This window comes from Streptomyces sp. GL_140 (assembly GCF_057834465.1).
Genome location: NZ_CM174404.1, coordinates 7,731,762 through 7,744,827 on the forward strand (window position 1 = coordinate 7,731,762; position 13,066 = coordinate 7,744,827).

Genomic DNA, 13,066 nt, shown 5'->3' on the forward strand with positions numbered 1-13,066 from the left:
CGGTGACATCATCGGTCCATGACGCAGGGATCAGAGTCCACGCAGTCCAGTCGGCGCACCGTCGACACCGTTCTGTCCCGCTTCGAACGGTGGGCTCACGACACCCCCGAGGCCCAGGCCGTGGCCGCCGGTTCGGACGGCCGGGACGGTTCGGACGGCCGGGACGGTTCGGACGCTCTCACCTACGGCCGGCTCGACGCCCGTGCCGAACAGGTGGCGCACCAGCTCCAGGAGGCCGGACTGCCGGAGCGCGCCGTCGTGGCCGTGGGCACCGACCGGCCGGCAGAGGTCCTCGTCGCACTCCTCGGCGTGCTCAAGGCCGGCGCGGCCTGCGCCGTGGTCGACGTGCAGGACCCGCGCGCCGGGCAGCGGCAGCTCGCCGCGATCAGCCCCTTCGCCCTGCTCGCCCACGCCACCCACCGGGCCCGCCTGGACGACGGCCGGGGCCTGCGGGTGATCCCCCTCGGCGCGGAGGCCGCGGAGGCCGCGGAGGCCGCGGAGGCGGCAGAGGCGGCAGAGGCCGTGGGGGCTGCCGGGACCGGCCGGACCGCCGGGTCCGCCGACCCGGCCCGGCGGCCCTCCGTCCCCGCGGCCCGCGCACCGCAAGGGGACACCGCCGCCGTCCTGTTCACCGGGGGCGCGGAACGCCGGCCCGTCCCCGTCGGCCACGCGCTGCTCCTCGCCGCCCTCGACAGCTGGGCCGAAGTGGCCGAACCGGAGCCCGCGGACCGGCACCTGATCACCGCCGGATCCGACCTCACCGCCTTCGCCGCCGGCTGGACCCGGGCGCTGTGCACGGGCGGCACCCTCGTCGTGCCCGAAGGCCGGCGCTGGACGGCCGAGGCACTGCGCCGCGCGCTGGAGGCGGAGCGCGTCACCGTCCTGCACACCGACCCGGGCACCGTCACCCAGCTCCTGCTGCGCGACCAACAGGCCGTGCGGGCCCACACCCTGCAGAGCACGGACGAAGCCGTACGCTCCCTGCGCCTGGTCACCGTCACCGGAGACCGCCTCTACCTCGACGAGCACTCCGCCCTGCTCACCCGCCTGCGTCCCGGTGCCCGCCTGCTCAACGTCTACGGGACCACCGAGTCCGCGGGCATCGGCACCTGGTTCGAACTCCCGCAGGCGGCCAATCCCACGGCACGCCCCGAGCGGCTCTCACTGATCGGCGCCCCCTTTCCCGGCTGCCACGTGGACCTCCGCGACGGCGAACTCCGCCTGACCCCACCCGGCGGCGGCGATCCGGTCCCGACCGGCGACCTCGCACAGCTGCGCCCCGACGGGCTGCTGGAGTTCGGCGGCCGGATCCGGGACCGGCTCACCCTGGACGGCCGCACGCTGGACCCGCACCCCGTGGAATCCGAGATCCGGACCCACGGGGGCATCGGCGCCGTCCTCCTGCGCCAGATCCCCGGCGAGGGCGAGGGCACGGACGGCAAGGCAGGCAGGAGCGGCCGGGGCGGCAAGAGCGGCAGGGGCAGGAACGCGCGGCCGGTGCTCGTCGCCTACATCGCCCCTCCGGCCGAGGACAACGGCCGGTCGCACGGCTTCCGCCTCCCCGACGGCGGGGCGCTGCGCCGGTATCTGGCGGACAAGGTCCCGGCCGACGGGCTGCCGCGCACGGTGGTCCGGCTGGCGAAGATCCCGCGGGACCGGGCCGGCCGGGAGGACCGTGGCGCACTGCCCCTGCCGGTCCGGCCCGCCGAACGGGACCCGATGGTCCGGGGCTCGGGGAAGTCCTCGGCCGTGAACCCCGGCGGGTTCACCCCGTCCTGTTCCGTCATCGTGGCGATGTTCTTCCTGACCATGGCCGCCGTGTCCCTCACGGACGTGTTCTGGCCCGGCTCCACCGACCTCACCGGCGTACCGTCCCCGTACGCCTTCCTCTTCTTCGTCCTCTACCTGTTCGAGACCACGGCATTCGCCGCAGGGGTGCTGTTCCTCTTCATGGGCCGCTCCCGGATGCGGCGCCAGCGCCGCGGCCCGGTGATCACCAAGGCCGCCCACCTGGCGGTCTTCTACCTGCTGGCCGCCTGGTGGCCGCAGGACAACTTCTACCGGCTCGCCGCCAAACAGGACTGGCAGCTCCAGGCCTCCCTCGTCTACGCCTTCAACGTCCCGCTGATGATCGCCGCCGCGGTCGTGGTCTTCTACGTCATCCAGTCGCCGCGCAACGCCTTCGACTTCGACCCGGATCCCGAGGACTGATCGGGACCGGACCCGTCGAACATCGCCCCGACGGCGAGGGCCTGCGCCCGAACCAGCGCCTCGGCCGCGTCCAGCTCCCGCGCGCCGGGCGCGGCCACCAGCACGCCCATCCACGGCGCCGGTTCGAAGGCGCCGGTCGGGATGGCGGGCACGAACACCGCCCCCAGCTCCGCACACCGCGCGGCCAGCCGCCCGCACAGCTCGTCGAAGGCCGCCTCCGGCAGCCGGGCGCCCAGCTCCACCCGGTCGCAGATCCGTACGAGGTGTCCCGCGCCGCGCAGTTCGTCGAGCCGGGCCGCCACCATGAAGGCCACGGACGGGCCGGTCAGCCGCAGGTTGGTCTCGGCCGGGGCGAGCCGGCCCGCGCCGTCGGCGACGAAGTCGATGTCGAACCAGCCCCGGTAACCGGCGGCCGACAGTTCCCGGCCCACCGCCTCCCCGAAGGCCAGCAGCGGCTTCTCCGCCCACCCGGGCACCACCCCGGGCCCCACCGTCGCCCCGCGGTACCCGCCGTCCACCACGTCCATCACCGCCCCGCCGACCTCGTGCACCCGGCCCCGCGGGTCCACGAACCCGTCGTACGTGAGATCGCGCGGCTCCTCCGGGTCCGTCGGGCCGCACACGTACTCCTCCACCAGCAGCGGCCCGCGCGGGATCCCGCGCAGCACGGCGCGCGCCCCGCCCGCGGCCCGGACCCGCTCCGAGGTCACCACGGTGGTCCCCGAACCCCCGACACCGTGCTCCGATTTGAGAACGGTCCTCTCACCCGCCTCGGCCCGCGCGGCCAGCAGCCGCACCGCCGCCCGCCGGGTGGCGGCCCGCCACTGCGCGGGCAGCACGATCCCGGGATGGCCGCCCTCCGCCAGGATCCGGCCGAACAGCCCGTGCGCCGCCGACTTCGACTCGTACCGCAGCTCCCGCGGCCGCCAGGGCCGTCCCGCCAGCCGGGCGAAGGGCGCGGTCAGGCCCCACGGTACGAGGGGCAGCCCGGCCCCGGTCAGCAGCGCGGCCAGGGCCGGCCGGGCCCGTACGGCGTCCGAGAGCCCGCAATCGCGCTCCCCGAGCCCGTCGTACACCTCCACCGCGGTGTCCGGCCCCTGCGGCCAGCCCAGCTGGTGGCCGACCAGCGCGATCCAGCCCGCCGGTACCGCGAGCGGCAGCACCAGAGCGGCCGGCCGAGGACTGTAGAAGGCCGCCAGACAGGCGTAGTGGTGCGCGGTCCGCTGCTCCCGGCCCAGGGAGGCGTCCGCGAACTGCGCGTTGTACTCGGCGACATTGCCCACGTGCACCGCGGACCCACCGCCCGTCCACTCCCGCGCCCAGTCGGCGAGCGGCACGGGCGACACCTCGAACCGGACCAGGCCGGGCGGAGCCCCCGCATCCGCCGGGCGGGCGCCCAGGGCCCGGTAGAACCCGGCCGCGTGCGGATCGGAATCGATCAGCAGCCGCCGGAACCCCAGCGCTGCGGCGCGCCGCAGCACGTCCCGGTACAACTGCCGCCCCACGCCCCGCCCGATGGCGGCCGGTTCCACGAACAGCAGCCCCAGCCGCCCGAGCGGAGGCTCCCCGTCGAGCGAGGCGAGCCCGACCACGGCCGGATCCTCGGCGACCACGATCCGCCGTCCCGCCACCTCCGCGGCGTCGATCCGCAACTCGGGCGCACACGCCGCCAGGAACTCGGCGTCGTACCCCCAGTGCGCCTTCGACCGCATGACCAGCCCCGTCAGGGCTTCGGCCTCCGCGGCCCGCGCGGGCCTGAGCTTTGCCATTTCCTGACCTCCCATGGTCCGGTGCCACGGCGTGCGATAGATTCGGCCACCGCGACGACAGGCACGCGACGTACTTCCTACCCACCCGGAGACGGCTTCTCAATGAGCGACATCATCAACGGACTTGGCCGCACCGCCGCATTCGGCGGTGTCGGCCTGGTGCTGCTCATCCTCGGCATGGTCCTGGTGGACGTGTTGACCCCCGGCAAGCTGCCGAAGCAGATCTGGGAAGAGCGCAACAGCAACGCGGCCGTCGTGCTCAGCTCGGCGCTGCTCGGCATCGGCGGAATCCTCTTCACCGCGATCTGGACCTCCTACGAGGACTTCGGCAAGGGCCTGCTCTCGACCGCGGCTTTCGGCCTGCTCGGCCTGGTCCTGATGGCGGTGGCCTTCCTGGTCCTCGACCTGGTGACCCCGGGCAAGCTCGGCGCCATCGTGGTCGACCGCGAGCCGCACCCGGCCGTGTGGGTGACGGCCTCCTGCAACATCGCCGTGGCCGCCATCGTCGCCGCGTCCATCGCCTGAGAGCCCAAGACCCCGAGAGCGCAAGCGCCTGGGAGCGCCGCTGCGAAACGAGAGCGCCGCCCCCTGGAGGGAGCGGCGCTCTCGTCGTATGCCGGTGCCCTCGCGGCGCGGCCCGGCCTACGCCAGACCCAGCGCGAAGACCGCGAACCCGGCGGCGAGCAGCCCCGCCACCGTCCTGCGCACCGCCGTGGCCCTGGTCCACGGCTGCTCGAACCGGCGCGCGTAGCGGGCGATGCCCACCAGCAGCGCCGCGAACACCGGCATCCACGCCAGCCGCGCCAGGATCCACCCCGCACTGTCCGGCGCCGTGGTCAGCCCCGCCAGCCCTCCCGCGAACGACGCGGGCACGGCCGCGGCCAGCATCGCCGTCTGGTGCCAGCACAGGATCGTCATCGCGCACAGGTTGATCACCACCACCGGAGCCCACAGCAGCGGCCGGGCCAGCAGCCGCGCCAGCCGGTCCCTCAGCAGGATCGCGGCCCCCGACTGGGCCGCCGCGAGTGCCAGGACCAGCAGCGACGGCGGATGGGAGTTGGTCCGGGCCGCACCCGGTACGCCGACCATGGACGCCGGGTAGTGGAAGAGCGTCAGCAGCGCCGCGAACAGCACGCTCCCGCCCGCCAGCAGCAGCCACCCCCCGCGCCGGTCGATCCGGCCCTCGCCCCAGGAGACCCCGAGCTGGTAGGCGAACAGCCAGCCCGGCAGGATGTTCACCAGTGCCAGCCAGCCGGGCACCGAGTCCGCGAAGGGCCCGTAGCGCAGGAAGTCGACCACCGCCACGGATGCCAGCAGCGGGGCCGCGGCCCAGCCGCCGAGCCGGTGCGCCGCCCGTACGCAGTAGGGGGTCAGGGCGGTGACCGCCGCGTATACCCCGACGAACCACAGCGGCTGGATCACCAGCGTCGCCCCGGTCCGCAGCGTGGTCTCGGGCACCCCGGCCGCGTACAGCAGGGGCGCGGCCAGCGCCCACACCGCGGTGACCCCGAGCACCGGCCGCCCCAGCCGGGCGATCCGTCCCTTGAGCCAGGCCCCCGCCCCGCCGGTGTGCCGCCGGAAGGAGAGCACCGAGGCGTAGCCGCCGACCAGGAAGAAGATGCCGAGCATCTGGAGCAGCCAACTGGCCGGGGCCAGGCCGCCGAAGGCGGAGAGCGGGCTGGCGTTGTGCAGGGCGCCGTCGGAGTCGAGGGTGAACCCGCCCAGCAGCCAGTGCCCGGTGGGCACGGCCAGCAGGGCCAGCGCCCGCAGCCCGTCGATGGCCCGGTCGCGGTGGGCGGGGGTCTTCGCGTCGATCCGGCCGGCGGTCCGGCGGAGCCGGGCGAGCGCGCCCGGTGCGCCCGCGGGCCTGCTCACCGATTCACCGACCGGCCTGCTCGTCGTCGTGCTCATCGGCTCTCTCCCGTCGCGATCGCGGCGAAGGCCTTCAGGGACTGGGTGCCGGGCGTGAAGTAGCCGGTGTGGCCGGACACGTCGCCCGCCGGGATCCGGCGGGCGCCGAAGGCCGCCGAGGTGGGATCGGCGCCGTGGCCCAGCCCCGCGAACTCCACGTTCGGCACGTTCGAGATCCAGTCGGAGGGCCCGCGCGCCGCCCACACCCGGGCACCGGTGCGCAGGTCCGAGACGGTTCCGGCCTGCATTCCGGGGGAGCCGAGGGCGACGATGTCGGTGGCGTCCGTGTGCCGGGCCGCCAGCCCGCAGACCACCGAGCCGTAGCTGTGGCAGAACAGCACCGGATCCGGGGCCCCGACCGCGTCGAGTCCCTCCGTCAGGCGGGTGAGCCGGACCGCGCCCGCCGCGGCGAGCCGGTCCTCGGCCGCGTCCAGTCCGACCCCGACCGGGGTGGTGTAGCCGGTCCACGCGATGACGGCGGTCGTGTCCCCGGCTGCGGCCCGCAGCGCGCGGGCCATCCCGGCCGGTCCCGTGTAGGGGGCGCGCCTGCGGTCGTGCCGGGCGGCGTCGTTGTCCGAGCCGGGCACGATCACCGAGACGTGCGCGGCCCGCCCCAGGTCACCGAACACCTCGGCGACCTGGCCCCGCCCGCGCGGGTCGAAGGCCAGGATCTGGCGGCCGGGCGCCGCGAGGGAGGCGAAGCGGGCCTCGCCCGTCGCGAGGACGGCCAGCCGGTTCGCCTCGTACCTGAGGGGGAGCGGAGCCCCGTCCAGGTTGCCCACCACCAGCGGGTGGGACCGTACGAGGCCTCGTGCCCGGGCGTCGTCCAGCCCGGCGAAGAAGCGGGCGACCTCGCTCGGCGCGGTCCGGGCCGGGTCGGGCAGCGGACGCCCGGACACCGAGTCGGCCCGCCAGGCGGCGGTGCCCGGCGGCGGCCCCGTGATCGCGGTCTGGGCGTCCGCGGAGGCCCATCCCGCGGTTCCCGCGACCACGGCCACCGCCAGTGCGACCGTGACCAGTGTCCTTGCGAAGCGGCGCATGCCCCTTCTCCTCTCCTCGTGACGAGGAGGAAGGTAAGAAGGAGGTACCCGAGCGGGCGTCGGACCGTGGAGCCAAGTCGGATGTCATACCCCGGTAGGGGGTGGAGGAGACGGGCCGGGGGAAGCGGGAGTCTCAGCCGCCGTCGCCCGGCCGCACCAGCCCGGCCTCGTACGCGAAGATCACGGCCTGGGCCCGGTCCCGGAGGTCCAGCTTGCCCAGCACCCGCCCGATGTGGGTCTTGACCGTCTGCTCGGCGAGCACCAGGTGCCCGGCGATCTCCTGGTTCGACAGCCCGCGCGCGATGAGTTCCAGTACCTCGGTCTCACGCGGGGTCAGCCCGTTCAGCCGCAGCGCCGGATTCCTGCGCGGCGCCGGCCGCCGCTCGACGAAGTCCGCGATCAGCCGCCGGGTCACCGAAGGGGCCAGCAGCGCCTCGCCCGAGGCGACCACCCGGACCGCCGCGATCAGATCGGCCGGCGGGGCGTCCTTGAGCAGGAACCCGGAGGCTCCGGCGCGCAGCGCCTCGTACACGTAGTCGTCGATGTCGAAGGTGGTCAGCATCAGCACCTTGGGCCGGTGCACCACCCCCGGCGGGGGATCGAGGAGCTCGCGGGCCGCGCTCAGCCCGTCCATCTCCGGCATCCGCACGTCCATCAGCACCACGTCGGGGTGGACGGTGCGGGAGACCTGGACGCCGCGCCGCCCGTCCGGGGCCTCGCCCACCACGTCGATGTCGGGCTGCGCCGACAGCAGCGCGGCGAACCCCGCCCGCACCATGGCCTGGTCGTCGACGATGATCACGCGGATGGTCAACTTGCGTCCTCGGCGGTCGTGTCCACGGGGGTGAGCGGCAGGCGGGCGGCGACCCGGAAGCCGCCGTCGGGCAGCGGGCCGGTGTCCAGCGTCCCGCCGGTCAACCGTACGCGTTCGCGCATCCCCACCAGACCGTGCCCGGTGCCGGAGGCCTCCAGCACCACCACGGCGTCCCGTGCGGGGCCGTTGACCACGAGCACGAGCACCTCCTCGGCGTCGAAGGTCACCGACACCCGGGTCGGCGCCCCCGGCGCGTGCTGCACGACATTGGCCAGGGCCTCCTGCACGATCCGGTACGCGGACAGGTCCACGGCCGGCGGGGCCGCCTCCGCGGCGCCCGCCGCCAGCGACAACTCCACCGGCTGCCCGGCCCGTACGGTCGCCTCCACCAGCTGCTGCAGTCTCCCGAGCCCCGGCTGCGGGGCCAGGTCGCCGCCGTTCGCCTCGTCCCCGCGCAGCACGGTGAGCAGCCGCCGCATCTCCCCGAGCGATTCCCGGGCGCTCGCCGCGATCGCGGCGAACTCCTCCTGCACCGGCCGGTCCATGCCCGGCAGCCGGTACGGCGCCGAGTCCGCCTGCACCGTGATCACCGACATGTGGTGGGCCACCACGTCGTGCAACTCCCTCGCGATCCGGGCCCGTTCCTCCAGGAGTGTGCGCCGGGCCCGTTCGGCCTCGCTGATGCTCTCCTGCTCGGCGATCCGGTACCGCGCGTCCCCGAGCCCGCGCAGGGCGCCCGTCAGCGCGAGCACGACCCCGCTCAGTACGAACATCAGGGCCACCGTGTTGATCACCCCGGTGGGCTGGGAGAAGCCCAGCACCACCCCGGTCACCCCGGTCACCAGCCACACCCCGACCAGGGTCCGGATGGACTCGCGCAGCCCCAGGCAGGCCATCAGCACCAGGTAGCCGATGATCACCATCGGGGTCCACGGCCAGGCGTGCCCGGCGACCCGGTCGGCCTGGGTCAGGACCACGGCCCCCACGGTGTCCGCGAGGAGCACCATCCCCCAGGCGGGCAGCGGCCGGGTCACGGCGAGGAGCAGCGGCACGGTCTGGGCCACGCCCAGCGCGCCGGCCCAGCCGCCGCCCGCCGCGTAGTCGTTGGTCAGCACCACGATCGTGACCGGCAGCAGCGTCAGCACGCATACGGCGGTCACGGCGTAGGGCAGCATCCGCTGCCAGGCCCTGGGGGCCTGCGCGAACAGCGGCTCGGCGGCCCTGGCGGGCGTCCGCAGCGCCACCGCGAGCTGGGACAGCTCGCGCGGTGCCCGCGAGGCGGAAGCGGGGATACGGGCCTTCGGCCGGGGGGTCTTCCCCGGCGTCTTCCTCAGCGTCTTGCTCATGGTCGGGCCACCCTACGGGGCGGCCGCCCGACCGACCGAACGGTACGAGTAGGGTGCGAGGCGGTCGATCAAGGGGGAGCGGTTCACATGGGCGGGGCAGCCGCACTGGAAAAGCTGATGCCGGTGGTACTGGCCTTCGGCGCCGGGGTGCTGCTGGCACGCCGCAAGGTGATTCCCGCCGAGGCCTCCAAGGTCTTCGCCGACTACGCCTTCCTCTTCGCCGTCCCCTGCTACCTCTTCGGCAACATCTACGCCGCGGACCTCTCCGCCCTCTTCGACTGGCGGGCCATCGGCGGCTACGCGGCCGCCGCCGCCCTCGCGGTCGTCCTGGTCGCCGCCGCCTCGGCCCTGGCCGGGATCCGGGAGCCCCGCGACGTGGCGCTGCGGGTGATGGCCGGGGTCCAGGTCAACACCGCCTACTTCGCGGTCCCCGTCTTCATCACCTTCTTCGGTACGGCGGCGCCGATCTTCCCGGTCCTGCTCTTCCAGGTCTGCGTCCTGTCCCTCGTCGTCATCTCCATCATGGAACTGGGCCGTTCGGGTCCCGGCTCGGGCAGCACCGGCCAGAAGCTCACCCGCGCCGTCGGCGCCTCGCTCGTCACCCCGGTGGTGCTGTCCTGCAACGGGGGGATCCTGCTGAACCTGCTGTCCGTGCACATTCCCAAGGTGGTCCTGGACGGGGCCGCGTTCGTCGGCGACAGCGCCTCCCCGGTGGCCCTCTTCGCCCTGGGCCTCCACCTCGGCGGCATGGGCCTCGACATACGGGGCACCACCCGCGAGGAACTGGCGCTCATCGGCTTCAAATGCCTGGCCTTCCCGCTGCTGGCCTGGGCGGTGTGCGGGGTGCTGTTCGGAGTCCGGGGCGAGTGGCTCACGTACCTCGTGCTGATCGCCGCGATGCCGACCCCGCAGAACCTGTTCATCTTCGCCCAGCGCTACGAGGTGGGCGTGGACCTCTCCGCCTCCGTCGTGATCAAGAGTTCGGTGGTGTCCCTCCTGCTGCTGCCGCTCTGGCTGCAGGCCGTGGTCGCCTGAAGGCGCCGGGGGAACCCTCGTTCCTCCGGCGGGCCCCGCTCGTTGACCCGGTATGGAGCTGCCGACCATCGCGGCGCCCGGGGTCGGGGAACAGGCCGACGCCGTGGCGGACGCCGCCTGCCATCTGTACGACACCCTCACGCCCTGGCGGCACGCCGCGCCCGGCGGATGGAGCCGGACGGCGGCCGAGGACGCCGCCGAGGCCATCGAGACGGCCGCGCTCGCCCTCGCGTACGCCCACCCGCGAGCCGAGGTCATCCTCGCCCCGGTCCACACCGCGCTCGCGGACCTGCGCCGTCAGCTCGGGCTCGCGCCCCCCGACCCGCTGACCGCCGACGGGCTGCCGACGACCCCGCGGACCGTGGGCAATCCGCGCCGCACCCGCTGGGTGCGGGTGCTCACCCCACCCGCGCCCCGACAAGAGCCGTCTCGTACAACTTCCTGATGTCGGAGCCGAAGTAGGAGCTGTAAGAGGTGTCGGCGGTGTCCCCGCCCGTCTTCCAGCCGCCGATCACGCCGACCACACTGCCCGTCTCGGTCCGCTCGTCGTACGCGGTCAGGAACGGGCCTCCGCTGGTCCCGCCCGGGTAGCCGGTGCAGTCGATCCGCAGGAAGTCCCCCGGGATCCCCGGATCGGTGCTGGTGAACTTGGTGGTCCGGTTCACGCACAGCCGCGGCCGGGCGGCCGAGGCTGGATAGCCGATCAGCGAGACCTTCCCGTGCACGAACCCGGCGTCGGTGACCAGACGGTTGCCGCCCACCACGTCCTCCACCGGGAAACCGTCGGCATCCGGGCCGACCTGAGCGAACGCCACGTCGAGGGAGGCACCCCGGTCGGCACCGAGCTCCCGGTAACGCGGATCGATCCACACCTTGGAGCGGCCGCCCGCATCGCGCAGGATCGGGAACATCCCGTAGGGCTGCGGGTTGCCGGCCGTGTACTGCGGTACGAAGGCCACCTGGCGGGCGTCCGTCCCGAGCAGGCAGTGGGCCGCGCTGAGCACCATGTCGCGGCCGGGGGAGGCGACCACGCTCGCCGTGCAGAAGTACGCGCCGCCGCTCTTCATGACGAACATCCGGCCGACGACCGGAATGCCGTCGAAGTCCTGGCCGGTGCCGTCGCCCGCCGCCGGGGCGCCGCCGCGGCTGATCGGCACCGCGGACGCCATCCGGACCGGGGTCCAGAAGGACTCCGCCTCCCGGGCGGACCACCGGCCGGCGGGCGGCGGGGCGTTCCCGGCCTCGGCCACGGGCAGCGGCCCGCCCGGCAGCAGCAGGGCGGCCGTCGTCGCCGCCACCGTCAACGTACGTCGCATGTCCGTCTCCTTCTCGAGGATGGGGAGTCCTGGGTCGTGTCAGATCGCCTGGGGGAAGCGGAACAGCCGGTCCGGGTCGTACCTGCGCCGGACCTCTTCGAGGCGGGCCAGGTTCGGCCCGTGGTAGGCCTCGCGCCAGCCGGTCAGCTTCGGGTCGGCGTAGTTGCGGTACGCGGCTCCGCTCGCCCAGGGGCGCAGGTCGCGCCAGAGCCCGTCCAGCCAGGCCTGGTGCCGGGCGATGTCTGCGGCCGGAGCCGGGCCGGGCCAGTAGACGAGGTACTGGGCGAGGAACCCGGCGGAGCGGTGCGCGAAGGCGGTGGCCCCCACCGGGAGCCGGTTGAGGGCGCCGCCGCAGACCCCGTCGAACTGCACCACCCCGATCCCGCCGCCCGGCACGCTCGCGCCGTAGCGCCCGAGGGCCGCCAGCACCGCCTCGGCGGCCGGGCCGGTCAGCCCGCCCGGGGCCCAGAAATCGGAGCGGGCGGCATACGAATCGCGGCCCAGCCGGCCCCGCGGGTCGTGGCCGGGAAGGGTGCCGGGGAGCCGGCATTCGGCCGGGCTCCGGTCGAGGCAGCCCGACATGGCCAGGACCGTGTCCCCGTAGCCGCGCACGACCCTCCAGTCGTCCCGGGGCTCCCGTCCCACCAGGCCGGAGAGACGGTTCAGCTGCCGGTCCAGCTCGCCGCGGCCGCCGTCCAGGCAGAGCACCCGCAGGGCCGGGGCGCCGACCGGGCCGCCGTCGACCATGAACTCCACCTGGCTCCAGAACGGGTCCGGGAGCGCCTCCAGCCAGCGCTGCCAGCCGCGCAGGACGGCGGCGGAGTCGGCGGGGGCCCAGTGCAGCTCGGCGAAGGCGCAGTCGGCGACCGGACGGGGGCGGAAGCGGAAGCCGGTGACCACACCGAAGTTGCCGCCCCCGCCGCCGCGCAGGGCCCAGAACAGGTCGGGGTCGCGGTCCGCGTCGACCTGGCGGACGGTTCCGTCGGGGGTCACCACGGTCGCGCCGGTGAGCTGGTCCGAGGTGGTTCCGTAGGACCGGGAGGCCATGCCCAGCCCGCCGCCGAGGGTGAGCCCGGCGATGCCGACCGAGGGACACAGCCCGGTCGGGACGGCCAGGCCCCGTCCGGCGAGGGTGGCGTTCACCTCGCCGAGCCGGGCGCCCGCGCCGATCCGCACCTCGCTCCCGGAGATCACGGACACGTCCGCCATGGCGCCGACGTCGATGACCAGCCCGCCCTCGGCGGTGGACCAGCCCGCGTAGTCGTGCCCGCCGCCGCGCGGGACCACCGCGACGGTCGAGCTCCGGGCGAAATCCAGACAGGCGGCCACGTCGCCGGGGTGCGCGGGATAGGCCACCGCGCCCGGCCGGACCGTGTCGTAGCGGGGCTGGAAGAGCCGGCGGGCCTCGGCGTAGTCCCCGTCGGCCGCCGTGATCACCCGGCCGTCGAGGGTGCGGGCCAGCGCCCCGAAATCCGGTCCCGCGCGGCGGGTCGTCGCACCCAGGGAGGCGAGTACGCCGGCGGCGGCGCCCGCGAGGACCCGGCGGCGGTGGAGGCTCATCCCTCCTTCCTGCCACCGCGGCGCCCGTTCGGGGCGAAGGCGGGTCCGCCGGGGCCGAGTTGCC

11 protein-coding genes are annotated in these 13,066 nt (G+C 74.7%); 4 read left to right on the forward strand and 7 right to left on the reverse strand.

Annotated features, from left to right (window positions below; all coding sequences use genetic code 11):
- Positions 1-18 precede the first annotated feature (18 nt).
- Positions 19-2,211 carry an AMP-binding protein gene (locus tag AC3IYJ_RS35955; RefSeq protein WP_489398700.1) on the forward strand — a complete coding sequence of 731 codons (2,193 nt, stop codon included), beginning with the start codon at positions 19-21 and terminating at the stop codon, positions 2,209-2,211.
- Here AC3IYJ_RS35955 and AC3IYJ_RS35960 read toward each other — a convergent pair.
- Positions 2,154-3,980: a GNAT family N-acetyltransferase gene (locus tag AC3IYJ_RS35960; protein WP_489398701.1), complete on the reverse strand. Its 1,827-nt coding sequence runs from the start codon at positions 3,978-3,980 to the stop codon at positions 2,154-2,156. The two genes, AC3IYJ_RS35955 and AC3IYJ_RS35960, sit on opposite strands and share 58 nt — an antisense overlap.
- Before the next feature lie 102 nt (positions 3,981-4,082).
- Between AC3IYJ_RS35960 and AC3IYJ_RS35965 the strand changes: the two genes are divergently transcribed.
- The gene (locus AC3IYJ_RS35965) at positions 4,083-4,505 is read left to right on the forward strand and encodes a DUF350 domain-containing protein (RefSeq protein ID WP_330300040.1); all 423 of its coding nucleotides are present in this window, start codon (positions 4,083-4,085) and stop codon (positions 4,503-4,505) included.
- 117 nt (positions 4,506-4,622) lie between these two features.
- On the opposite strand, the gene AC3IYJ_RS35970 is transcribed toward AC3IYJ_RS35965, so the two are convergent.
- From AC3IYJ_RS35970 to AC3IYJ_RS35985, 4 genes are all read right to left on the reverse strand, one after another.
- Positions 4,623-5,891, reverse strand: coding sequence for an acyltransferase family protein (locus tag AC3IYJ_RS35970; protein WP_489398702.1), 1,269 nt, complete (start codon positions 5,889-5,891; stop codon positions 4,623-4,625).
- Positions 5,888-6,931, reverse strand: coding sequence for an alpha/beta hydrolase (locus AC3IYJ_RS35975; RefSeq protein WP_489398703.1), 1,044 nt, complete (start codon positions 6,929-6,931; stop codon positions 5,888-5,890). Before AC3IYJ_RS35975 ends, AC3IYJ_RS35970 begins: the two co-directional genes overlap by 4 nt.
- Before the next feature lie 133 nt (positions 6,932-7,064).
- Positions 7,065-7,745 carry a response regulator gene (locus AC3IYJ_RS35980; RefSeq protein ID WP_489398704.1) on the reverse strand — a complete coding sequence of 227 codons (681 nt, stop codon included), beginning with the start codon at positions 7,743-7,745 and terminating at the stop codon, positions 7,065-7,067.
- Positions 7,742-9,091, reverse strand: coding sequence for a sensor histidine kinase (locus tag AC3IYJ_RS35985; protein ID WP_489398705.1), 1,350 nt, complete (start codon positions 9,089-9,091; stop codon positions 7,742-7,744). Before AC3IYJ_RS35985 ends, AC3IYJ_RS35980 begins: the two co-directional genes overlap by 4 nt.
- A gap of 87 nt (positions 9,092-9,178) precedes the next feature.
- Between AC3IYJ_RS35985 and AC3IYJ_RS35990 the strand changes: the two genes are divergently transcribed.
- On the forward strand, positions 9,179-10,126 hold the full coding sequence (locus AC3IYJ_RS35990; RefSeq protein WP_489398706.1) for an AEC family transporter: 948 nt from the start codon (positions 9,179-9,181) through the stop codon (positions 10,124-10,126).
- A 52-nt stretch (positions 10,127-10,178) separates the two neighbouring features.
- Positions 10,179-10,571 carry a hypothetical protein gene (locus AC3IYJ_RS35995; RefSeq protein ID WP_489398707.1) on the forward strand — a complete coding sequence of 131 codons (393 nt, stop codon included), beginning with the start codon at positions 10,179-10,181 and terminating at the stop codon, positions 10,569-10,571.
- Here the strand turns inward: AC3IYJ_RS35995 and AC3IYJ_RS36000 are convergent.
- Positions 10,525-11,442 carry a hypothetical protein gene (locus AC3IYJ_RS36000; RefSeq protein ID WP_489398708.1) on the reverse strand — a complete coding sequence of 306 codons (918 nt, stop codon included), beginning with the start codon at positions 11,440-11,442 and terminating at the stop codon, positions 10,525-10,527. The two genes, AC3IYJ_RS35995 and AC3IYJ_RS36000, sit on opposite strands and share 47 nt — an antisense overlap.
- Positions 11,443-11,481: 39 nt before the next feature.
- Positions 11,482-13,002: an FAD-binding oxidoreductase gene (locus AC3IYJ_RS36005; RefSeq protein ID WP_489398709.1), complete on the reverse strand. Its 1,521-nt coding sequence runs from the start codon at positions 13,000-13,002 to the stop codon at positions 11,482-11,484.
- Positions 13,003-13,066 lie beyond the last annotated feature (64 nt).

Bases quoted from the DNA above. Each gene is read 5' to 3' on its own strand.
- AC3IYJ_RS35960 (WP_489398701.1), bottom strand. From the start codon at position 3,980: ATGGCAAAGCTCAGGCCCGCGCGGGCCGCGGAGGCCGAAGCCCTGACG.
- AC3IYJ_RS35985 (WP_489398705.1), bottom strand. From the start codon at position 9,091: ATGAGCAAGACGCTGAGGAAGACGCCGGGGAAGACCCCCCGGCCGAAG.
- AC3IYJ_RS35975 (WP_489398703.1), bottom strand. From the start codon at position 6,931: ATGCGCCGCTTCGCAAGGACACTGGTCACGGTCGCACTGGCGGTGGCC.
- AC3IYJ_RS36000 (WP_489398708.1), bottom strand. From the start codon at position 11,442: ATGCGACGTACGTTGACGGTGGCGGCGACGACGGCCGCCCTGCTGCTG.
- AC3IYJ_RS35995 (WP_489398707.1), top strand. From the start codon at position 10,179: ATGGAGCTGCCGACCATCGCGGCGCCCGGGGTCGGGGAACAGGCCGAC.
- AC3IYJ_RS35955 (WP_489398700.1), top strand. From the start codon at position 19: ATGACGCAGGGATCAGAGTCCACGCAGTCCAGTCGGCGCACCGTCGAC.
- AC3IYJ_RS35990 (WP_489398706.1), top strand. From the start codon at position 9,179: ATGGGCGGGGCAGCCGCACTGGAAAAGCTGATGCCGGTGGTACTGGCC.
- AC3IYJ_RS36005 (WP_489398709.1), bottom strand. From the start codon at position 13,002: ATGAGCCTCCACCGCCGCCGGGTCCTCGCGGGCGCCGCCGCCGGCGTA.
- AC3IYJ_RS35970 (WP_489398702.1), bottom strand. From the start codon at position 5,891: ATGAGCACGACGACGAGCAGGCCGGTCGGTGAATCGGTGAGCAGGCCC.
- AC3IYJ_RS35965 (WP_330300040.1), top strand. From the start codon at position 4,083: ATGAGCGACATCATCAACGGACTTGGCCGCACCGCCGCATTCGGCGGT.